21 protein-coding genes and 1 tRNA gene are annotated in these 20676 nt (G+C 59.7%); 11 read left to right on the forward strand and 11 right to left on the reverse strand.

The genetic code is table 11. The annotated features are described in order from the left end of the window. Positions 1-66: 66 nt before the first annotated feature. Positions 67-516 carry an RDD family protein gene (locus TR36_RS07825; protein ID WP_237763538.1) on the reverse strand — a complete coding sequence of 150 codons (450 nt, stop codon included), beginning with the start codon at positions 514-516 and terminating at the stop codon, positions 67-69. A 42-nt stretch (positions 517-558) separates the two neighbouring features. Next, entirely contained in the window at positions 559-972 is a 414-nt protein-coding gene (locus TR36_RS07830; RefSeq protein WP_045390300.1) for a DUF2852 domain-containing protein, read from the reverse strand. Between the two features lie 150 nt (positions 973-1122). On the opposite strand from TR36_RS07830, the gene TR36_RS07835 reads away from it, so the two are divergent. Further along, a complete protein-coding gene (locus TR36_RS07835; RefSeq protein ID WP_062762954.1) occupies positions 1123-3873 on the forward strand; it encodes a glutamine-synthetase adenylyltransferase in 2751 nt (916 codons plus the stop codon). Here the strand turns inward: TR36_RS07835 and eda are convergent. Both eda and edd read right to left on the reverse strand, forming a co-directional pair. Further along, complete coding sequence (gene eda / locus TR36_RS07840; RefSeq protein WP_045390296.1) at positions 3859-4500, reverse strand: bifunctional 4-hydroxy-2-oxoglutarate aldolase/2-dehydro-3-deoxy-phosphogluconate aldolase; 642 nt, start codon at positions 4498-4500, stop codon at positions 3859-3861. The two genes, TR36_RS07835 and eda, sit on opposite strands and share 15 nt — an antisense overlap. 11 nt (positions 4501-4511) lie before the next feature. Next, positions 4512-6317: a phosphogluconate dehydratase gene (edd, locus tag TR36_RS07845; RefSeq protein ID WP_045390292.1), complete on the reverse strand. Its 1806-nt coding sequence runs from the start codon at positions 6315-6317 to the stop codon at positions 4512-4514. 208 nt (positions 6318-6525) lie between these two features. Here edd and TR36_RS15755 point away from each other — a divergent pair, with 208 nt between their 5' ends. From TR36_RS15755 to TR36_RS07855, 3 genes are read left to right on the forward strand one after another with little or no spacing between them, the layout of a single operon-like run. Next, positions 6526-6663, forward strand: a complete 138-nt coding sequence (locus TR36_RS15755) for a hypothetical protein (protein WP_192841331.1) — start codon at positions 6526-6528, stop codon at positions 6661-6663. Positions 6664-6703: 40 nt separating this feature from the next. Next, positions 6704-7909 (forward strand): RSP_2647 family RNA methyltransferase, encoded by a 1206-nt coding sequence (locus TR36_RS07850; protein WP_045390290.1) that lies wholly within the window; start codon positions 6704-6706, stop codon positions 7907-7909. Next, a complete protein-coding gene (locus tag TR36_RS07855) occupies positions 7906-8442 on the forward strand; it encodes an RSP_2648 family PIN domain-containing protein (RefSeq protein ID WP_045390288.1) in 537 nt (178 codons plus the stop codon). The genes TR36_RS07850 and TR36_RS07855 overlap by 4 nt, the downstream gene beginning before the upstream one ends. Here TR36_RS07855 and TR36_RS07860 read toward each other — a convergent pair. Further along, positions 8439-9812 (reverse strand): DUF2927 domain-containing protein, encoded by a 1374-nt coding sequence (locus tag TR36_RS07860; RefSeq protein WP_045390286.1) that lies wholly within the window; start codon positions 9810-9812, stop codon positions 8439-8441. The two genes, TR36_RS07855 and TR36_RS07860, sit on opposite strands and share 4 nt — an antisense overlap. Before the next feature lie 290 nt (positions 9813-10102). Between TR36_RS07860 and dksA the strand changes: the two genes are divergently transcribed. Further along, complete coding sequence (dksA, locus tag TR36_RS07865; RefSeq protein ID WP_045390284.1) at positions 10103-10525, forward strand: RNA polymerase-binding protein DksA; 423 nt, start codon at positions 10103-10105, stop codon at positions 10523-10525. Positions 10526-10529: 4 nt separating this feature from the next. Next, the gene (locus tag TR36_RS07870; protein WP_045390282.1) at positions 10530-11645 is read left to right on the forward strand and encodes an FAD-dependent oxidoreductase; all 1116 of its coding nucleotides are present in this window, start codon (positions 10530-10532) and stop codon (positions 11643-11645) included. Here TR36_RS07870 and xth read toward each other — a convergent pair. Continuing rightward, the gene (xth, locus tag TR36_RS07875; protein WP_045390280.1) at positions 11612-12394 is read right to left on the reverse strand and encodes an exodeoxyribonuclease III; all 783 of its coding nucleotides are present in this window, start codon (positions 12392-12394) and stop codon (positions 11612-11614) included. The two genes, TR36_RS07870 and xth, sit on opposite strands and share 34 nt — an antisense overlap. Positions 12395-12397: 3 nt before the next feature. Beyond that, positions 12398-12730, reverse strand: a complete 333-nt coding sequence (locus tag TR36_RS07880) for an iron-sulfur cluster assembly accessory protein (RefSeq protein WP_045390277.1) — start codon at positions 12728-12730, stop codon at positions 12398-12400. 76 nt (positions 12731-12806) lie between these two features. Between TR36_RS07880 and TR36_RS07885 the strand changes: the two genes are divergently transcribed. Next, entirely contained in the window at positions 12807-13940 is a 1134-nt protein-coding gene (locus tag TR36_RS07885; protein ID WP_045390274.1) for a deoxyguanosinetriphosphate triphosphohydrolase, read from the forward strand. Here the strand turns inward: TR36_RS07885 and TR36_RS07890 are convergent. Beyond that, positions 13911-14393 (reverse strand): disulfide bond formation protein B, encoded by a 483-nt coding sequence (locus tag TR36_RS07890; protein WP_045390920.1) that lies wholly within the window; start codon positions 14391-14393, stop codon positions 13911-13913. The two genes, TR36_RS07885 and TR36_RS07890, sit on opposite strands and share 30 nt — an antisense overlap. 129 nt (positions 14394-14522) lie before the next feature. Between TR36_RS07890 and TR36_RS07895 the strand changes: the two genes are divergently transcribed. The 4 genes from TR36_RS07895 to TR36_RS07910 all read left to right on the forward strand — a co-directional run bounded on the left by TR36_RS07895 (position 14523) and on the right by TR36_RS07910 (position 17468). Then, positions 14523-14606 (forward strand) — tRNA-Leu (locus TR36_RS07895). A gap of 458 nt (positions 14607-15064) precedes the next feature. After that, positions 15065-16288, forward strand: coding sequence for a Hint domain-containing protein (locus TR36_RS16030; RefSeq protein ID WP_045390271.1), 1224 nt, complete (start codon positions 15065-15067; stop codon positions 16286-16288). A 161-nt stretch (positions 16289-16449) separates the two neighbouring features. Continuing rightward, positions 16450-16710, forward strand: coding sequence for a hypothetical protein (locus tag TR36_RS07905; RefSeq protein ID WP_045390268.1), 261 nt, complete (start codon positions 16450-16452; stop codon positions 16708-16710). Continuing rightward, a complete protein-coding gene (locus tag TR36_RS07910; RefSeq protein ID WP_062762956.1) occupies positions 16710-17468 on the forward strand; it encodes a hypothetical protein in 759 nt (252 codons plus the stop codon). Before TR36_RS07905 ends, TR36_RS07910 begins: the two co-directional genes overlap by 1 nt. A gap of 39 nt (positions 17469-17507) precedes the next feature. On the opposite strand, the gene kdsA is transcribed toward TR36_RS07910, so the two are convergent. From kdsA to TR36_RS07925, 3 genes are read right to left on the reverse strand one after another with little or no spacing between them, the layout of a single operon-like run. Beyond that, on the reverse strand, positions 17508-18338 hold the full coding sequence (gene kdsA / locus TR36_RS07915; protein WP_045390262.1) for a 3-deoxy-8-phosphooctulonate synthase: 831 nt from the start codon (positions 18336-18338) through the stop codon (positions 17508-17510). Between the two features lie 9 nt (positions 18339-18347). Next, entirely contained in the window at positions 18348-19928 is a 1581-nt protein-coding gene (locus tag TR36_RS07920; RefSeq protein ID WP_045390259.1) for a hypothetical protein, read from the reverse strand. Next, the gene (locus TR36_RS07925) at positions 19906-20565 is read right to left on the reverse strand and encodes an ABC transporter ATP-binding protein (RefSeq protein ID WP_045390256.1); all 660 of its coding nucleotides are present in this window, start codon (positions 20563-20565) and stop codon (positions 19906-19908) included. The genes TR36_RS07920 and TR36_RS07925 overlap by 23 nt, the downstream gene beginning before the upstream one ends. Positions 20566-20676 lie beyond the last annotated feature (111 nt).

Consider the following 20676-nt stretch of genomic DNA (forward strand, 5'->3'; position numbering starts at 1 on the left):
GGGGTGATTGGGCGTAACGTAACCCTCCACCCCCTTTGCGCCAAGACGTTTTGCGACAATTTCTTGTCAGGCCGCCCGATTGACGGCGACGGTGCCCAGAACAAGATCGGTCAGGCCCTGACCGCGGGCGGTTGTCAGCATCAGAACAACCGAAAGAAGCTGGACCAGCAAGGTCGTCATCGACAGGGCGTATCCGATCACATGCAGCAGAGCCTCCCCCGTATCAAACCGGTTACCATGACGGTTCAGGAAATGGATCCCGAACAGTCGCATGCCCGGCGTGGCCGATGATCGGGCCAAGGTCCACCAGCGGTAGATGAAGCCGACCGTCACGAACAGCAGCGGATAGAAAAACAAGGCGACAAAGGCCGTGAAGGGCACGATGACCAATGTGATCAGAAAGATCACGGTCACATCCACCAGCCATGCGAACGCGCGGCGGCTGGCCACACCTTCGTAGAATTCGGCGTGTCGGTCAGGGTCTGGCAAATGATCCATGAGGGTCGTATCGGTCATCAATCTCTCCGCTGAAGGGGGCGGCACATGGCCGCCCGTCGGTCAGTTGGCGTCGTTAGGGGCCGTGTCGCGGGTGCGGGCACGGTCTTCCATGAAGGCGTCGAACTCCTGTTTGTCCTTTGCCTGACGCAGGCGCTCAAGGAAGCCCTCGAATGCGGTCTGCTCTTCTTGCAGGCGGCGCAGGGTATCCTCCTTGTAGCTGTCGAAGGCACTGTTGCCGCTGGACTTGGTAGTGGAGAAGGCGGATGCGGCGCGACGGCCACAGGAAGAACGGTTGAACATGCGTTTGCTCCAGATCACATAGGCAAGAAGAGCCAGCCCCACGGGCCAGGCGAAGATGGTTGCAAGAACGGTGGCCGCGATCCAGGCGGCCTTGCCGCGTGCATCGAGCCAGTCCTGCGCTTGCCGCGGCAAGTTTAGAATGCCGCCGGGGGCGGAAACGGACGATTGGTTCATAGGGTCTGTCTCCCGAGGTTCGAAAATGTAAATATCTTTCACATTACTGATTTCGGGATTGGGTGGCCTGACTTCAAGGGGCGATGTTAATGTTATTTACATATCGACACAGAGGATTGCCCCGTAGTTCGAAACCTTCCAGAATAGGCCATGATAAAGTTCCAGCCTGTTCGCCTGCCACTGATCCATGATGCCCGACTTGCTGCGGAGGTGCGGGGGGAATGGGCGCATCTGCCCGGCCAATTGCCCGATCTGTTGGCAAATACGGCAAGCTGCAGCCCTTATTTGCGCGATTTGATGCGCAAGGAGCGGGACTGGCTGCCGGATGCCCTTGCCGATCCTGATGCCGCGCTGGCGACCGAATTGGCGCGGGATGGGGATGTCGCTGCGCTGCCATCGTTGCTGCGGGGGATGAAGCGGCGTGTGGCGCTGCTGACAGGGCTGGCCGATCTGGCTGGTGTATGGCCCCTGGAAAAGGTGACGGGTGCGCTGACGGATCTTTCGGATCGGGCCATCGATCTTTGCGTGCGGCATCTCGTGCAGGCCGAGATGCGGCGGGGGCGATTGCCCGAAGGGCCGGATGCGGGCGGAATGGTCGTTCTGGCAATGGGCAAGACCGGCGCTGCAGAGCTGAACTATTCGTCGGATATCGACCTGATCTGCCTGTTTGACGATCAGCGCTATGATGACCCGCATGAGGCGCGGGCCGCGTTCATCCGCGTGACACGGCGGATGACGGCGATCCTGTCGGATATTACGGACGAGGGGTATGTTTTCCGGACCGACCTGCGCCTGCGCCCGGATGCTGCGGTGACACCGGTGTGCCTGTCGGTCTCCGCTGCAGAGAGCTATTACGAAAGCGAGGGACGCACATGGGAACGCGCTGCCTTCATCAAGGCGCGACCCTGCGCGGGGGACCTTGCCGTAGGGGAGCGGTTTCTGAAGGCGATCTCACCCTTTGTCTGGCGTCGACACCTCGATTTCGCAACTATCGAAGACACGTATGACATGCGGCTGCGTATTCGCGACCACCGGGCCTTGCACGGTCCGCTGCAGGTTGCAGGGCATGATATGAAGCTGGGGCGCGGGGGAATTCGCGATATCGAGTTCTTTACGCAGACCCTGCAGTTGATCGCCGGTGGCCGCGATCCGGGGTTGCGGGACCGTACCACGGTCGGCGGGGTGGCTGCTCTGGCCGACGCAGGGTGGATTGCCGCCGATGTGGCTGCTGAATTGACATGCCTGTACCGTGCCCATCGGGAGGTGGAGCACCGGTTGCAGATGATCGGTGACCAGCAAACCCATAAAATGCCGGTCGAACCAGAGGCATTGGCCCGTGTGGCCCATCTGGCCGGGCAGGAGGCAGAGGCATTCTGTTCGGACGTGATGGACCGCCTCAAACGCACGGCAGCTCAGACGGAAACATTTTTTGCCCCGAATGAAACACCGGCCGAGCCGGAAATTTCCGAACGTGCACAAGGGATCGTTGCACGCTGGCCGTCCTATCCCGCCCTACGCTCGGTACGGGCGCGCCGTATCTTTGATCGTCTTCGCCCACAGCTTCTGGCGCGGATACAGGAGGCGGGGGATGCGGACGCCACATTGCTGGCCCTGGACGGGTTCATGCGCGGCCTGCCTGCCGGCGTTCAGATATTTTCACTGTTCGAGGCCAATCCGCCATTGGTCGACCTGATTGTAGAAATCGCATCGGTGGCGCCTGATCTTGCCGCCTATCTGTCACGCCATTCGTCGGTGCTGGACGCGGTTCTGGGCGGCAGCTTTTTCGAACCGCTCCCCGATGTCCGGCAATTGACGCAAAGCCTGGGTGCGGTTCTGGATCAGGCCGGGGACTATGAAGAGCAGCTTGACCAGACACGCCGCTGGATGAAAGAGCGGCATTTCCGGATCGGCGTTCATCATCTGCGCGGCCTGATGACGGCGGATGAGGCAGGGCAGGCCTATGCGCGACTGGCCCGCGCGGTTGTGGTGGCGCTATGGCCGGCGGTGGTTCGTAATTTTGCCCAAAGGCATGGCGAGCCGCCCGGCAGGGGGGCTGTTGTCGTTGGAATGGGCAGCCTTGGTGCGGGACGACTGCATGCGCGGTCAGACCTCGACCTGCTGGTGATCTATGACGAGGCGGGCATTGCACAAAGCTCCGGGGGCAAACCGCTGGAATCCCGCATCTATTATGCAAGGCTGACGCAGGCTTTACTGACGGCGCTGACCGTTCACACCGCACAGGGCAACCTGTACGAGGCCGATATGCGCCTTCGCCCCTCGGGCCGTCAGGGGCCATTGGCTACATCGCTCGCAGCCTTTTCCCAGTACCAGCGCACCGAAGCCTGGACGTGGGAGCACCTTGCCCTGACCCGTGCGGAAGTGTTGACCGGCGCGCTGGAATTATGCCGCGAGGTGGAGGATCTGCGTTGCTCCATTCTGCGTGACTGCGGGCAGGATCCGCGTGCCGCTGGGGATCTTGCGGACATGCGTCGCAGATTGGCCGAGGCCAAACCGAAATCAGGGCCGTTCGATCCTCGGGATGGTGCGGGGCAGTTGAAAGATCTGGAGTTGCTTGCCGAATTCTGTGCGCTGCGGGCAGGCTCGTCTGCTCGGGCGATCCCAGAACAATTGCGCGCCGGTTTGCTGAACAGTGCCGAGGCGGACATGGCGGAAAAGGCGTTTCATTTTGGACGGACCGTCCTGATGGCCTTCAATCTTCTGGGGATAAAGCCGGCGGATGTTTCCAGACTGGCAGCCGGAGGCCGGGCGTTTCTGGCGCGGGAAACGGGAGATATGGATATTCCCGATATTCTGGCGGTACATGCCGCAAACGTAGATGCCCTGTTCGATAAAATACTTGCCGAACAGGGCGTTGTCAGCCGCTCTTTAAGCGCGGAGTGAACATGCCTCACGGGCGAGGGCGGTGATGCCTGCCCAATCGCCTGCTTCTACCATAGCCTTCGGGGCCAGCCAGCTTCCGCCCACGCACAAGACGTTCGGCAAGCTCAGATAGGTTTTTGCCGAGGCGACGGTGATCCCGCCTGTCGGGCAGAAACTTACCTGCGGAATAGGGGCGCCGATCCCTTTGAGGGCCGCTGCACCACCCGAGCTTTCCGCCGGAAAGAACTTGGCAGTAGTGTAGCCACGCTCCAGCAAGGCCATGACTTCGGATGCCGTCACGGCGCCCGGCAGCAATGGCAAACCTTCGTCTTCACAGGCACCGATGACACGGTCGCTTGCGCCCGGCGAAACGCCGAAAGTAGCGCCCGCCTTTACAGCCGCTTTGACATCGGCCGGGGTCAGCAGTGTGCCGGCACCGACAATGCCGCCTTCGACATCTGCCATCGCACGGATCACGTCCAAAGCGGCGGGGGTGCGCAATGTCACCTCCAGCGCGGGCGTGCCGCCTGCGACCAGCGCCTCGGCCAGCGGGCGCGCATGGTCCACGTTCTCCACCACCAGAACGGGAATGACGGGGGCCTTGCGGCAGATTTCAGCGCTGCGTGCGCTTTGTTCGGCAGGAGTCATGATATCCTCTTTCAAATGACGACGGCGGCACCTTCGGTCGCATTGCCGACCGACTGGCGGAAGTTTTCGAACAATTCACGCCCCAGACCAAAACGGTTTGCCGTAAGATCTTCGGTAACCGGCGTGCGGGCGTCGAACCCATCTTCCAGTACATCGAGCGTGCCTGCAACCGCATCTACGCGCAAACGGTCACCATCTCGGACACGAGCCAACGGTCCACCCTGCGCCGCTTCGGGCGAGACGTGGATCGCGGACGGCACCTTGCCCGACGCGCCGGACATCCGGCCATCCGTGACCAGCGCCACTTTCAACCCGCGATCCTGAAGCACCGAGAGGATCGGCGTCAGCGAGTGCAGTTCGGGCATCCCGTTAGCGCTTGGCCCCTGGAAACGGACCACGACGATCGTATCCTCAGTGAACTCGTTGTTCTTGAATGCCGTACGAACGTCCAGCTGATCCTTGAACACGCGGGCCTTGGCCTCGACCATATGCCGCTCGGGAGAAACGGCGGACACCTTCATCACGCCGCGGCCCAGATTGCCGTTCAGCTGCTTGAGGCCGCCTGTGTTCTGGAACGGGTCACTGGCGGGGCGCAGGATGCGGTCGTTGGAGCTGTCCTTCGGGCCTTCGACCCATGTCAGCTCGCCATTGATCAGCTTCGGCTCGTCACGGTAGGGGGCAAGCCCGTCGCCCATTACTGTTTTCACATCCGGGTGCAGCAGGCCGTTGTCCAGAAGCTGGCCGATCATGTAACCCAGACCGCCGGCGGCGTGGAAATGGTTCACGTCTGCCAGACCGTTCGGATAGACCTTGGCCATCATCGGCACGGAATTGGAAATATCCTCGAAGTCCTGAAGGTCGAGAATCACGCCCGAGGCACGAGCCATTGCCGGAAGGTGCAGGACAAGGTTCGTGGAGCCGCCCGTGGCCATAAGGCCGACAAGCCCGTTGACATAGGCACGTTCGTCCAGAATTTCCGAAACCGGGGTATAGCTGTTGCCGAGCGCGGTGATCGAAACGGCGCGTTCAACAGCCGCCGCAGTCAGGGCATCGCGCAGGGGGGTATGCGGGTTGACAAAGCTGGAACCGGGCAGGTGCAAGCCCATGAATTCCATCAGCATCTGGTTGGTATTGGCCGTCCCGTAGAACGTGCAGGTCCCCGGACCGTGGTAGGAGGCCATTTCAGCGGCCATCAGTTCGTCCCGCCCGATTTCACCGGCGGCAAAACGGGTGCGGACCTTTGCCTTTTCATCATTCGGCAGGCCCGAGGTCATCGGGCCGCCCGGTACGAAAACTGCGGGAATATGCCCGAAGGTAGAAGCAGCAATGATCAGCCCCGGAACGATCTTGTCGCAGATGCCAAGATACAACGAGGTATCGAAGACATTGTGCGACATGGCAACGCCTGCGGCCAATGCGATGACATCACGGGAGAAAAGCGAAAGCTCCATCCCGGTCTGCCCCTGGGTCACCCCGTCACACATCGCGGGGACTCCGCCAGCCACCTGTGCCGTGGCGCCGACCTTGCGGGCCACCTCGCGGATATGTTCGGGGTAATTCTCGTAGACGCGGTGCGCCGAGAGCATGTCGTTATATGCCGTGACGATGCCGATATTGGGGGCACGTCCTTCGGCAAGCGCATCCTTGTCATCCCCCATGGCGGCATAGGCATGCGCCTGGTTGCCACAGGTAAGATGTGCGCGGTTCGGGCCGTTGCCTGCCGCCTCGGCCATGCGGGCCAGATAGGCGCTGCGCGTTGGTGCGGAACGTTCGCGGATACGATCGGTTACGCGGGCGATTGTGCTATTGAGTTTCATGGGTCGGGCCACCTCCACCTCTGGATTATGCGTCCTAGATGGTGCCGGACGCGACGATTGCCATGATGGTAGCGATAACATTCATCAGATTAAAGAGCGTTGCGCGAAATGCATGGCGGGGTTTCGCGTTAAATACCTGCTCATCCCCCGGCAAAGGCCATAACTTCGTTCTCGACAGCAATAACAACACTTGTTGATAGGACAGAACATGACACACGAAGACTATACCCGCATCCTGCGTCAAGCCGAAGCCGACCGTGCAGCCTACCTGCGCAAACTGGGAAAAAGCTTCTTCCGTATGCTTGGCCGTATCCGCAACATGCCGACGCGCCCTGTTTCTGCCTGAGGGGCTTCCCAAAACCCCTTCGAAGCGGTAATGCGCGGGGATGAGCGAAGCATCACACACCCGTCCCACCGTACGCCTGAAGCCGAAAGCCGAAGCACGTGCAATCCGCCATGGCTTTCCGTGGGTATATGCCGATGAGTTGGTAACAGACAGGCGCACACAGGCCCTGGCCCCCGGTGCGCTTGCGGTGCTGGAAGATGCGGATCGCCGCCCAATGGGTCTGGTGACTGTGAACACCAAATCCAAGATCATCGCGCGGATGCTGGATCGCGATCCGGAAGCGCAGATCGATGCTGCATGGTTTGAGGCGCGGCTGGAGCGTGCGCTTTCAATGCGCGCCCGTTTGTTCGAAACTCCGTTCTACCGCCTTGTCCACGCCGAAGCGGACGGGCTGCCGGGCATCGTGATCGACCGGTTCGGCGATGCGGCCGTAATCCAGCCGAACGCCGCTTGGGCGGAAACGCATCTCGATATGCTTGCCACGGCACTTGCGAATGTGACCGGCGTTACAGCAATTGTCAAAAATGCCTCGGGTCGTTCCCGTACTCTTGAAGGGCTGGGCGAGGAAACGGTGCTTCTGCGCGGTAACCTTGATGGTCCGGTTCCTGTCATGATGAACGGCGCCACGTATATGGCTGATCTGACAGGCGGACAGAAAACCGGCCTGTTCTATGACCAGCGTCCGAACCACGCCTTTGCGTCACGTCTGGCCAGGGATGCTCGTGTTCTGGATGTTTTCACACATGTCGGCGGATTCGGACTTGCAGCACTGGCTGCTGGTGCCCAAAGCACATTGGCGGTCGATGCCTCGGCCGCTGCTTTGGCATTGGCCGAGGCCGGTGCAGAGGCAGGCGGCGCGGGGGATCGCTTTACCACGCGGCAGGGCGATGCCTTTGCCGTGCTGGAAGAGCTGAACACCGAAGCGGCGCAATTCGATCTGGTGATCTGCGACCCTCCGGCATTTGCCCCGGCCAAGCCTGCACTGGAGGCCGGGCTGCGCGCATACGAGCGTGTCGCCCGTCTGGCAGCTCCGCTGGTTGCGCCGGGTGGTTACCTTGTCTTGTGCTCCTGCTCTCATGCGGCGGATCTTTCGGCGTTTCGCAATGCCAGTGCACGTGGGATCGGGCGCGGCGGTCGTCGTGCGCAGTTGATCCACACCGGTTTTGCGGGTGCGGACCACCCGGTTCTGCCGCAGTTGGCCGAGGGGGGCTACCTCAAGGCGCTGTTCTTCCGGTTGGACGGTTGAGGGCAGTCCTCGATACCTGCGTGATCTTTCCGCCTGTCATGCGGGATGTTCTGCTGGGGGTGGCCGCAGCGGGGCTTTATGCACCGTTGTGGTCGGACCGCATACTTGAGGAATGGGCACGTGCCGCCCGCCGCCACGGCTCCGAAGATGAGGCGCGGGCGGTTGCAGTTGCAATGAACGCGCAATTTCCGGCTGCACGCGTCAGATTGCAGACGGGGCTGGAGGCGCGCCTTCATCTGCCGGATCCGGATGACATCCATGTATTGGCAACCGCAATTGGCGGCAGTGCGGATGTGATCGTCACATTGAATGCGTCGGATTTTCCTCAGCATACCCTGCGGGCCGAAGGGGTGGAACGCCGTGACCCCGATGGTTTTCTATGGGAAATCTGGTCCCACCATCCTGACAAAGTGAATTCCGTGCTTACCCGGGTGCACGCGCGCGCGGAAGAGATGGCCGCCGCCCCCGTATCCGCACGCGCCCTGTGGAAGCGCGCACGGTTGCCGCGTCTGGCCAAGGCTGTTACCGCCTAAAGCCCCCGATCCGGTGACAGGGCCTGAACTTCGGCCAAGCGGCTGCGCAATTCAGCATCATTCTTATAGCCATAACGGCCCCAGCCAAGGCTTTCACGACGGGCTGCAGCAGCCCCCGATTTATCACCGCTGAGACGCAATGCTTCGGAGCGGATCATCAGAAGTGTCGCCAGCAGGCTGGCATTTTCGGATTTGCGTGCGGCAGGAATGGCTACGTCCGTCAACATGAGTGCCGCATCCGCCTGACCGGATGACAAGGCAAAGGCCGCCATTTGCATATCGACATGCGACGCATGGATGTCTGCATCGGGCAGGGTTCTGAAGATCCGAGCCGCATTCAGATAGGCGTCAAGCGCCTGGCCGACATCGCCATCAAGGCTGAGCCGGGCCACCGCGAACTGGCTGAAGCCCATGCGCGTATCGGTCCAGCCGTTCTTGGTGGCGATCTGCAGGGCATGTTTGGCTGCAGTGATGCGACGGCTGTCAGCGGTGCCGGGGCCAAAGGATGTCTCGATCGCCCTGATCCATGCGCGCGGGGTTTCGGGATCGGGCAGGGCTGCCGAATAGGACCCCTTGGGATTATACCGTTGCAGGAGGGTTGGCACGATTGCTGCGGCCTGTTCGCGCGTCGTGCCGCTATGCAGCTCGGGTGCATAATAGGCGCGCAGCATCAGCATGTCGAAGCCCGTCAGGATGTTGTGGAAGTTGTCATCGTTGAAGACCGTATCGGGAATACGGTACAGATCGTTCAGCGGACCCACGGCCTGCGCCAGTTCCTCGTTCAGGCAATCACGGATCTCTTGCGGACTTTCATCGGCGGGGATGAACACGGCCACATTCTTGCGCTGCGTCAGGGTTGTCCAGTCCGGCTCCGGTCCACGCAGGTGGGCGCGATAATCGGCAAAGGACGTAACGCGGGGCACAACGAAGCACGCAGCCGTCGGGGCCACTTCGCGCAGCTGGGAAACGGGCACAAACTCTACCGCGACAGAGGCCGTGTCGCGAGTGGTGCGGCTGATGTCCAGCTTTGCCTCGTTCCGCAACCGCCTGATCACGCGGTCAAGATCATGTTCCGCGGTTGGCGGCGAGGGGCCGCGGATCGCAACCGTGATCGGGCCTTCAAAGCGGCTCATGACGGGCAGGGCCTCGCCATTTTCCATCATGAAGGACAGGTCCAGAAAATCACGCGACATCTCATCATTGCTGCGGCGGGCGGCAAGGGGATTCGGAGTGCCGAACTGCTTCATGGGGGGCAGACGGTCGGTCAGGGGCGGAACTTGCGGTGTCGGCCGGGCAGGTTGCGGCGCGGGTGCGCAGGCGGCAACTCCAAGACACAATACAACGGGAATCAGGAGGGGGCGGAGACGCATATGGGCACCCTTGGGCGGAGAAGACGGGTAAGGGCGACATGCCGGTCCGTAGGGCGACGATAATCATGGAAGCGCGGGCGCGCCAAGGGGCCGAAACGTGATATGATCGCAATCTTGCCACCCCATTTGGTGCCACCTGCGGGCAGGGGGACGCAGTCTACCTGAGATTGTGGCGTTGACGTGTGGTCTTATAGTGACAAGACAGGTTCAAAGAGGTATTTGAACGCGAGAAAGGGAGTGCCGGGCCCACCTCCCCAGTCCTATGGGCCACGGCCTGCGGAAAAGCAGACATGAGAGCAGAGAACTTTCTAGAAGACGACTATCGCCCCGCCGAGTCGGAACCCTTCATGAATGCCCGGCAGCTGGAATATTTCCGCCGCAAGCTGCTGAGCTGGAAATCCGAACTTCTGTCGCAAAGTGCCGAGACGATCGAAGGCCTGCAGGAATCGGGCCGGAACGTTCCGGACATTGCGGATCGCGCCAGCGAGGAAACCGACCGCGCGCTGGAATTGCGCACCCGGGATCGTCAACGCAAACTGGTATCCAAGATCGACGCGGCCCTGCGCCGGATCGAAAATGGTGAATACGGATATTGCGACGTTACGGGTGAGCCGATTTCGCTGCGCCGTCTGGATGCCCGTCCGATTGCGACAATGACCCTTGAGGCTCAGGAAAAGCACGAGCGTCGCGAGCGGGTTCACCGCGAGGACTGATCCCATGCACAAGGCGATCATCCTTGGTGCGGGGATCGCCGGCCTTGCCACGGCGCGTGCATTGGCGCTGCGTGGCTGGGATGTGCAGGTTTACGAACAAGCGCCTGCGCTGACGGATATCGGCGCAGGCCTGCAGATCGGGCCCAATGGCGCGCGCGTTCTGGCCGCCCTCGGGCTGGACCCGCATTCCATATCCGTTCAGGGGCAGGCTGTGGAGCTGCATGACGGCCCAAGCGGCCGTAGAATTCTGCGCATGCCCTTGGGAAATCGTGATTGGCACATGCTGCACCGTGCCGATCTGATCGGGCTGCTGGCCGACGGCGCCCGCGAGGCGGGCGTAACGATCAGATTGGGCCAGCGCGGCGGGCCGGAACTGGCCGCTGGTGGTCTTCTGATCGGGGCGGACGGGGTTCATTCGCAGATCCGCCATGCCCTGAACGGCATCACGGCGCCGCAGTTCAGTGGGCATGTCGCGTGGCGGGCCGTGATTTCAGGCGATACAGACAACCCGGTTGCACAGGTTCATATGGGGCCAAAGCGGCATCTTGTCAGCTATCCACTCCGCGGGGGGCAGCTGCGCAACATCGTCGCGGTCGAAGAGCGGACAGTCTGGGCCGAGGAAAGCTGGTCTTCACGCGACGAGAGCGATGATTTGCAGCGCGCTTTTGCAACTTTCGGTCCCTCAGTCCGGAGCTGGCTGGCACAGGTAGAGCGTCCATGGGTCTGGGGGCTGTTTCTGCATCCCGTAGCCACACATTGGTACGGGCAAGGAATGTGTCTGGTGGGGGATGCGGCGCATCCCACGCTTCCCTTCATGGCCCAAGGTGCAAATATGGCACTGGAGGATGCGTGGATATTGGCTGATTGCCTTGACCGGATGCCCCAGGATATTGCCCTGCGCGAATATCAGGCAGCGCGCCAGACCCGCTGCCGCCGCATCGTAGCCGCAGCTGCATCAAATGCGGACACATATCATGCAGAAGGGCTGAAGCGCCGTATCATGCAGGCTGCAATGGCAGCGGCAGATCGGGTTGCGCCCCAGCTGCCGCTGAAAAAATACGATTGGCTTTATCGCTATGATCCGGTTCAGGCGGCAAGCTCGATCCAGACAGGCACGTGATCCGAGGGTTTTTCCCGGCCACGAACCTCGCGGTCGATCTGAACATCCAGCATCAGGTCGGCGGCTTGGGGTGTCAGCAGCAGGTGGTCGATGCGAATGCCGTTGTTTCGGCCCCATGAATTTGCCTGATAATCCCAGAACGAATACTGCCCGGCCATCTGGTTGCGAGCCCGAAAAGCCTCAGTCAGGCCCAAATTCACAATCCGGCGAAATGCGGCGCGGGTTTGCGGCAGGAACAGCGCGTCATCGCGCCATGCATCGGGTTTTGCGGCGTCTTCGGGTTGCGGGATGACGTTGTAATCACCGGCAAAGACCGCAGGTTCTTCGGTTGCGAGAATGTCACGAACCCGCGCCTCCATACGCGCCATCCACGCCAGCTTGTAATCGTATTTGGGGCCGGGGGCAGGGTTGCCATTGGGCAGATACAGGCCGCAAACGCGCACGGCACCCTGGTCTCCGATAACGGTCGCCTCAATCCAGCGCGCCTGTTCATCGGTATCATCACCGGGCAGGCCGCGTGTCACATCTTCCAGCGGCAGGCGCGACAGGATTGCAACGCCATTGAAGCTTTTCTGGCCATGCGTTTCGACACGGTAGCCCTTTTCCTCAATCAGTTCGCGGGGAAACCCCTTATCGACCGATTTGATTTCCTGCAGCAGGGCAACGTCCGGCTTTGCTTCATCAAGCCACGTCAATAGCGCTTCGATCCGCGCCTTGACGCCATTGATGTTGAATGTGGCAATCTTCATTCGTTACATCGCAAAGCTGATGCCGCAGCCGCAGGACGATGCAGCATTGGGATTCTGGATGACAAAGCGTGCGCCGATCAACTCTTCGGAATAATCGATGACGGCATTGGCAAGGAATGGCAGGGAGACGCTATCCACCAGCACCTTCTGACCGTCCTTCTCCAGAATCAGATCGTCGTCGGTGGCGTCGTCCAGCTTGATGTCGTACTGAAAACCGGAGCAGCCGCCGCCTTCTACCGCAACGCGCAGGGCGCGCGGGGTTCCGCTATCTTCAGCAATTTCGGCCAAACGGGCAAAAGCGCGGTCGGTCACGCGTGGTGGAAGGTTTAGTTCCATTGCGATACCCCATGTCATTTAATTCATATTTCCCATATAGGATGCCGTAAAACGACGAACAAGAACAGGCGAAAACATGTTGGCCCCTTATGCCTGCCAGCCCGCAGAATCGCGCGGGCGTCTTTATGGTGAAGATCTGTCTTCCTTCCGGTCGCCCTTTCAGCGGGATCGTGACCGTATCATCCACTCCTCTGCATTCCGCCGGCTGAAGCACAAGACGCAGGTCTTTGTGGAGCATGAGGGCGATTATTATCGCACCCGTCTGACCCATACGCTGGAAGTGGCGCAGGTGGCGCGCACGATATCCGGTGTGCTGGGATTGAATACCGACCTGGCCGAGGCGATCGCGCTGGCCCATGATCTGGGGCATACCCCGTTCGGCCATACAGGCGAGGACGCGATGGAGCGGCTGATGGCGGATTATGGCGGGTTTGACCATAATGCGCAGGCGCTGCGGATCGTGACGCGGTTGGAGCGGCATTATGCCGAATTCGACGGGTTGAACCTGACGTGGGAATCGCTGGAGGGGATCGCAAAGCATAACGGTCCCGTAACCGGAGAGCTGCCCTATGCGCTGGCAGAGGCCAATGCGGAATGGGATCTGGAGCTGCATACCTTTGCAAGTGCCGAAGCGCAGGTTGCGGCGATCGCGGATGACGTTGCCTATTCACATCATGATTTGCATGACGGGCTCCGGTCCGGGTTGTTCGACGAAAATGACCTGATGGAACTGCCCATTACCGGCCCGGCATTTGCCGCGGTCGACAAGCTTTATCCCAACCTTGATCCGACACGTCGCCGCCACGAGGCCCTTCGCCGCGTATTCGGTGCCTTGGTGGAGGATGTGATCCATGTGGCACAGATCCGGCTGGATGCGGCGCAGCCGAAATCGGTCGAGGAAATTCGCGCAATGGAGCAGACGGTCATCCGTTTTTCCAAGCCGATGTATCAGGATCTGAAGGCGATCCGGTCGTTCCTGTTCAACCGGATGTACCGCGCCCCTTCGGTCATGATCGAACGGGCAAGGGTGACCGAAGCTGTGGACGGGCTGTTCCGCGCATTTATGGCAAAGCCTGCGCTGCTACCGGATGAGTGGCGCCAAGGCCTGCCGGAAAATGACGATGTGCAATATGCCCGCCACGTAGCCGATTACGTAGCGGGCATGACCGACCGTTATGCTTTACAGGAGCATGCGCGGCTTTTGGGGTGATCTGGCTGCGGCAATCCAGATTGCGACCAGAATGACAGATGCGATGGCGTTCCAGGACGCCATCGACAAGCCCCCCAGTGACCAGGCGACCTGATCGCACATCACAAGGTTCACCGGCGTATCAAGCGAGAGCAGATCCCCGCCGGACATGCCGCTAAGGCTGCTGGAAGACCCTGTGCAATTTGCCGGGCCTGCCCACCATTTACGCTCTACCCCCGTATGGAAGATGCCTACGGCTGCGCTGACCAGGGGGGCGAGCGCCCCCAGATACATGAGGGCGCGTTTCGGCAATGCGAGAACGACAATTCCGATGACGACCGCCACGACATGCGGATAACGCTGGTACATGCACAGATGGCAGGGTGCGAGGCCGCCAATATATTGAAATGCCAGCGCCCCCAGCAGTAACGCCCCCGAGCCTGCCGCTGCTAAACCTGCCAGAACCCTTGCCATGCCATTCCCCATGTTTTTGTCCGCCGGACCATAGCGGAACAATCTTTCAGGGAAAGGCACCAAGTTGTGTACAGCCCCCGTGATCAGCCATTGACGACATGGAAATGATCGCCTAAATGACGGTCCAGTGCCCGAGTGGTGGAATGGTAGACACAGGGGATTCAAAATCCCCCGCTTCACGGCTTGTCGGTTCGAGTCCGACCTTGGGTACCATATTCTCGCGACAATGTTGCGCGAAATTTTCCCAGATTCCAAGAAATATAGACGGCTGTGCCGAACATATCGCAATTTCGCGGGTGTTGGTTTGATCTGGCTGTTCAGGTTTGCCCGATCTGGCGCAAGCGCATTGTCTGTATTGTATCTTGGTGTGCCGGAATATTGGGCAAGGGATGCACGCATGACCGTAATACACATCTTGCCATGATGTTTTTAGAATTTGTTAACTTAATATTAATAAATTATCATATCGGTTATTTTAATGAAGCGCCGATTCTATTTGGCATTCTTAAATAAAATATGTGAATGCTTTATTTTAGCATTGCATAGTATGTTAATTAAATGATCATTGATTAAGCGTGGATTAACCATGAAGCGCACGGCAAATTTCACAGCGCAGCCTGCTGCGATGAATGAGCTTAGTGGCCATTTCAGCTTTGTCAGGAGAATTGATCATGCCCTTCGCAACCGATCTTCCAACGAGTCTCACATCAATCGGTCTTGATCTTGGTGTTGTTACCATTCCCAATACAACCCTCGGAAACTTCTTCGATTCGTCTCAGGAATTCGATACGTATGACGTGGGTGCAGGTAACGACACGACGCTAAGCAGTGGCGATAGCGTTGCGCTGCTTGATGGTACGGACAATATTACCGGCGATAGCAGTTATGTCGGTACCGCATCGATTTCGACGGCAGAAGTTGGTCTGGATATCGGTATTGCAGGCATCACGCTGCAGGTGAACCCCGTAACAGGATCATTGATCGAGTCTGAAACCGGTGATGTCTATTTCGTTAGTGACAGTTCGGTTACCGACGCCGACTTGCTCGTAACCGCAACGATCAGCGTTCTGGGTCAGGATCTCACCGTTACAGCGCCGATATCCGAACTTGCCTCCAGCATTTCCGATACGATTACGGATGCCAATCTCGGGTTTGCAGGAACAATTGTTGCCGCGACCGTTGCAAGCTCGCAGACGCTTCTGGAAAATACGCTCAATGCGGCTGCGGTCACGATGGATGTCGATACGACAGAGGACACCATTCTGCCGGTCGATTCGGTGATCTGCTTTGTTGCGGGGACGTTGATCGAAACCAACAGCGGGCTTGTTGCCGTAGAGCAGCTGAGGGTCGGGGATCTTGTTGCAACGCGTGATCATGGCCTGCAACCTGTTTGCTGGGTCGGTTCCATTCACGTGTCGGGCAGCTCCCTGTCACGCAATCCAAAACTGCAACCGATTCGGATTCGGGCAGGCGCATTGGGTCGCAATACCCCCGCGGCCGATCTGCTGGTATCACCGCAGCACCGTGTGCTTGTACGTTCGCGCATTGCGCGCAAGATGTTCGACAGCGATGAGGTTCTGGTTGCGGCTAAGCACCTGCTGGGCCTTGAGGGTGTCGAAATCGCGTCGGACGTGCAAACCGTCACCTATTGCCATTTCTTGTGTGCAGCGCATGAAATCGTGTTCGCGAACGGCGCCGAGAGTGAGACGATGTTCACCGGGCCGGTTGCGCTCCGATCCGTCAGCAAGGCGGCGCAGGATGAAATCCTAGCCCTGTTTCCGATGCTGGCCGACCCGGATTATATTGCCGTGCCAGCGCGGCCATTGGTGCGCGGGCGCAAATCCCGCGCGCTGGTTTCCCGGCATATGAAGAATGAACATCTGCTTGTTCATTGATCTGCAATGGCCCCCGGCGCAGGGGGCCATACATCGGTCAGCTATGAACAGCCCGTTAACCTGCCAGCCGCAGCATACCGGATACGTTAAGCTACCCCGCACCACATTCATGCCATCGATCAGACGCCGTGCTTTTGCGGCAGGTATGAAGGAGTGTGGTCATGGCCAACCGGTTTTCCAATTTTCATAAGGGCGTAACTTCGGCCGCTGTGGGTGCGTTTGCAGTGACCCCTTCGGATACGGTCGATCTGGCAGAAGACATTCGCAGCATCACGATCGGCACTGCAGGTATCGTTCGCTATGTGGCGCAGGATGGAACAACCTATGTTACTGCCGAGCTTCCGATCGGAACCTATGCGATGTTTGCGACTCGCATCATGGCGACCGGTACGACGGCTGGAAAAATCACGGGTTGGATCTGATGTATCCACGGATCGGATTGTCCCTGACCCAACCCCCGCTGACGACAGGTCTCACGAAGGCGTGGACACTCGATGACATTCCGGCCTCCTATCGGACCAATGGGGGGCTGTGGCGTATGTCTGCTGCGCAGACCTCTGGCGGGCAGATTTCCTCGGTGCCAGATGCTTGGGGAGTGCGGCCGATGATGCAGGCCACATCAACCTACCAGCCTGCGTATGAAACGGTTTCCGGTTATCCTGCCGCGGTCTGGCCCGATGCAAGCAATGATCTTTTCCTTGCGCCCACTGCATCATTTGCCCCGGTCTGGTGGCTGATCGTCATGCAGTTTTCGGATGGAAAGACCTCGCTCTGGCCGAAAAAGAGTTATCCGACTCTGATTTCAGATGGTGCCACCAGCAATGCGACGGCGCGTGTTATGGGGGATGACAGTAGCGCAGTCCTGCTATCAAGCGGTGTCTGGGCATCGACGGCCTCGGTGAATGCTGCGGCTTCTTCGGCCACGGTTCTGCCGCTGCCCATGGGAATGGTCGAGTTGCGCGGTTCGGCCCAAAGCGCGCAATGGTCATTGGGGCGTACAAACAATGCAACGGGGCGTGGCTGGCGCGGCCCCATGTGGATGGCGCTGGCACTTGGGGTGGAGCCGAAGGATGACCTTCTGGCGCGCATTCAGGGCAGTGTTGCCTGGAGCTACGGGCTGGAGCAAAAACTTCCGTCCAGCCACCCATATCGTCAGGCTGCCCCGACCGTGGCAGCCTGATGAAAAACAATCGCCGCCCGGTTCGGGCGGCGATGACCGTCAAACGCGGATCGGGTCTGCCTTGGCCAGGCGATCGAATTGCATCAGACTGTCGATCAGCGCACCCATACGATCCAGCGGGATCATGTTCGGCCCGTCCGATGGCGCGGTGTCCGGTGCTTCATGCGTTTCGATGAACACGCCGGCCACCCCAAGGCTGACCGCGCAGCGTGCCATGACTGGTGCGAATTCGCGCTGCCCACCGCTTGATCCGCCAAGGCCGCCGGGCTGCTGGACGGAATGCGTCGCATCCATGATCACCGGATATCCGGTGCGCGCCATGGTGGGCAGGCTACGCATGTCGGCCACCAGTGTATTGTAGCCGAACGAGACGCCACGTTCGGTCAGAAGAATGTTCTCGTTCCCGGTAGAGGCAACCTTTTCGGCAACGTTGCCCATATCGCCCGGTGCCAGAAACTGGCCTTTCTTGATGTTAACCACCGCACCGCTTTCGCCGGCAGCCAGCAGAAGGTCTGTCTGACGGCACAGGAATGCGGGGATCTGGATGATATCCACCACTTTTGCGGCCTCACGTGCCTGCGCTGCATCATGAACATCGGTCAGAACCGGCAGGCCCGTTGCCCGGATCGTTTCCAGAATACCCAGACCAGCCTCGATCCCTACGCCGCGCCGTCCGTTCAGAGAGGTGCGGTTGGCCTTGTCGTAACTGGCCTTGAACACGAACTGGGCACCTGCTGCGGCGCAGACTTCGGCCATTTTCCCGGCGATCATCTGCGCATGATCAAGGCTTTCCAACTGGCATGGGCCTGCAATCACCAGAAGTGGCAAGTCATTGGAAACGGTCAAGGAGCCGATAGAAACGGTTTTCATAAGTCGTCCTTAGGATGAAACTTGTTCGCGCAGAATGGCGACTGTCATGGAAATCATCAGGTAGATGCCGAGGAACACGATAAACGATACGGCCGTGTTTTCAAACGCACGGGGGTAGGCGGGTTCGTCAGGCATGACCGGGTTTACCGAGCGCGAGAGGTACCGCGTCTGGCGGCTTGCTTCCACGCGGGCGGTTTCCATGGCACGCAGCGAATCCGCCATGATCGACTGGCGTGTTTCGACGTCTGCCTGGGCGACCGCCAGCTCTGCCTGCAGTCGGGCAATGGAATCTCCGCCGTCGGTGGTTTCCGTCAGGCGCGCCCGCAGATCGGTGATTTGTTGCTCAAGCCGTTCGATCCGGGCGCGAACGGGCTGCATCCGCGCCTCGTTCGGCTGGCTGTTGGCCTGCATCTGCGCCAATGACAGGCGTTCCTGCAGCAACTGGCTGTCCAGCGCGCTGAGCTGTTGGGTGACAAGCGACACTTCGACATCCGAGGAAATGACGCGGAACTGTTCCTGCAGGTTGACCAATGTCTGTTGTGCCTGGCGCATCTTCGCCTCGGCGTCGTCATATCCCTGACGCGCCCCAGCCATCTGGTCTTCGCGCATCCGTTGGGTCAACTGATCGACCTGCTGTTCGGCATAGCTGATCAAGGCCTGCGAAAAGGCCATGGTTTCTTCGGGCTTGGGGGCAATGACCTCCAGCTTTACGATACCTTCGGTGGGATCGAACGAGATTTTGACGTTTTTCTCGTAGGTCGAATAGGCTTCGTTCATCGTCGCGTTTTCGGGCAGACGCTGAAGGCTATCGATCTCGGGGCCGGAGAACGCCTTGCGGAAGCCCTGATCCGCATCAAGACGCTCCATCGCTTCACGCGACTGCAGATATCCCTGAACGGCAACGGAATCCTGAATGGAGGAAAGCGACGCCGTGGAAACGGTGCCCCCTAGGCCACTGGATTCGGTCGGGTTTTGTGCCTGCTGGATGACGAATTCGGATTCGGTCGAATACAGGGGTGTGGCGACAGCATAGAAATAGTAGCCGGCGACAATTGTCGGCAGTACCACGAAAAACCCGAGGCGTGCGCCCAGCAGCGCCAGTTTGCGTTGACGGCGGCGGGCAATATCCCGCTGGATCTCGCGCAGATCGGACAGATGGCTGTCCTGCGCGCGCTGCTCGGTAGAGGGGACCTGGACCGGCTGGATGCGCTGCGGCAGCTGGATCTTGCTGTCATCGCGCCCGGCGGTCACCAGTTCCATCAGCGACGAACGCTGCAGCGGGTCGATACCGGCGCGGCGCAGCAGGATCACCGCCGCCTCGTCCGTCGGGGCCTCGATGTTGTGTTTGGCCGCGATCCGCCGTGCCAGACGCAGCTGCCGACCGGTCAGATGCTCTTGGGCAAGGGCCGCCAGTTCTTCTTCGGTGATCGCATGATCGGCATCGCCAGCCGGCTTTTGCGGATTGAGGCCGGGGCCCATGCCGTCATCCTGCGCCTCGAACATATTCTCGGGCCGCTGGTTCGACAGGGGGTGATCCCCGTTTTCGGTTGTGCGCGTATTGAACCGCTTAGCTGTGAGCTTGGTAGTCATACAGGCGGCGCGCCTCCTCGAGAGAATCAAACATGTAAAGCTGACCATTCATCAGAACGGCCGCACTCCGGCAGAATTTTTCCAGTGTGGCAGGCAGGTGCGATACGATGACCATCGTTCCCTTCATCAGGCGATCCTGCAAGATCGCCCCCGCCTTTTCGTTGAAGGCGACATCGGTGGTGCTGGGCATCCCCTCATCCACCAGATAGATGTCGAATTCCAGCGACAGCATCAGCGCGAACATGAACCGCGATTTCATTCCGGCGGAATAGGTGGACATGGGGCGGTCGAAATACTCACCGATATCGGCCAGCCAGCGGCAGAAGCTTTCGACATAATCGGGGTCGAGGTTGTAGAGCCGCGCAACATAGCGGGCATTCTCATTCGCCGTATGCTTGCCGACAATCCCGCCCATGAACCCGAGCGGAAACGAGATCCGCGATCTGCGGGTGATCGTACCCTCATCCGGCTGTTCAAGCCCAGCCATCATGTTGATGAGCGTGGTTTTCCCTGTTCCGTTCGGTGCAAGGATGCCAAGCGAATTCCCAAGCTCCACGCGGAACGAGGCGCGGTCGAGAATGACCTTGCGCTGTGTTCCGGTCCAGAACGACTTGCTTACGTTGTCGAACTCGATCATCGAGTCCCCTCCAATTCACAGGACGTTGTTACACGATGGTTGTAGGCATGTCCCGCTTCTTTCAAAGCATCTGGCTGTTTCTATGTCATGTCCGCCTACGACACAATTGAC

It is taken from the genome of Falsirhodobacter sp. alg1, from assembly GCF_000739715.2.
Classification (GTDB): Bacteria; Pseudomonadota; Alphaproteobacteria; order Rhodobacterales; family Rhodobacteraceae; genus Falsirhodobacter.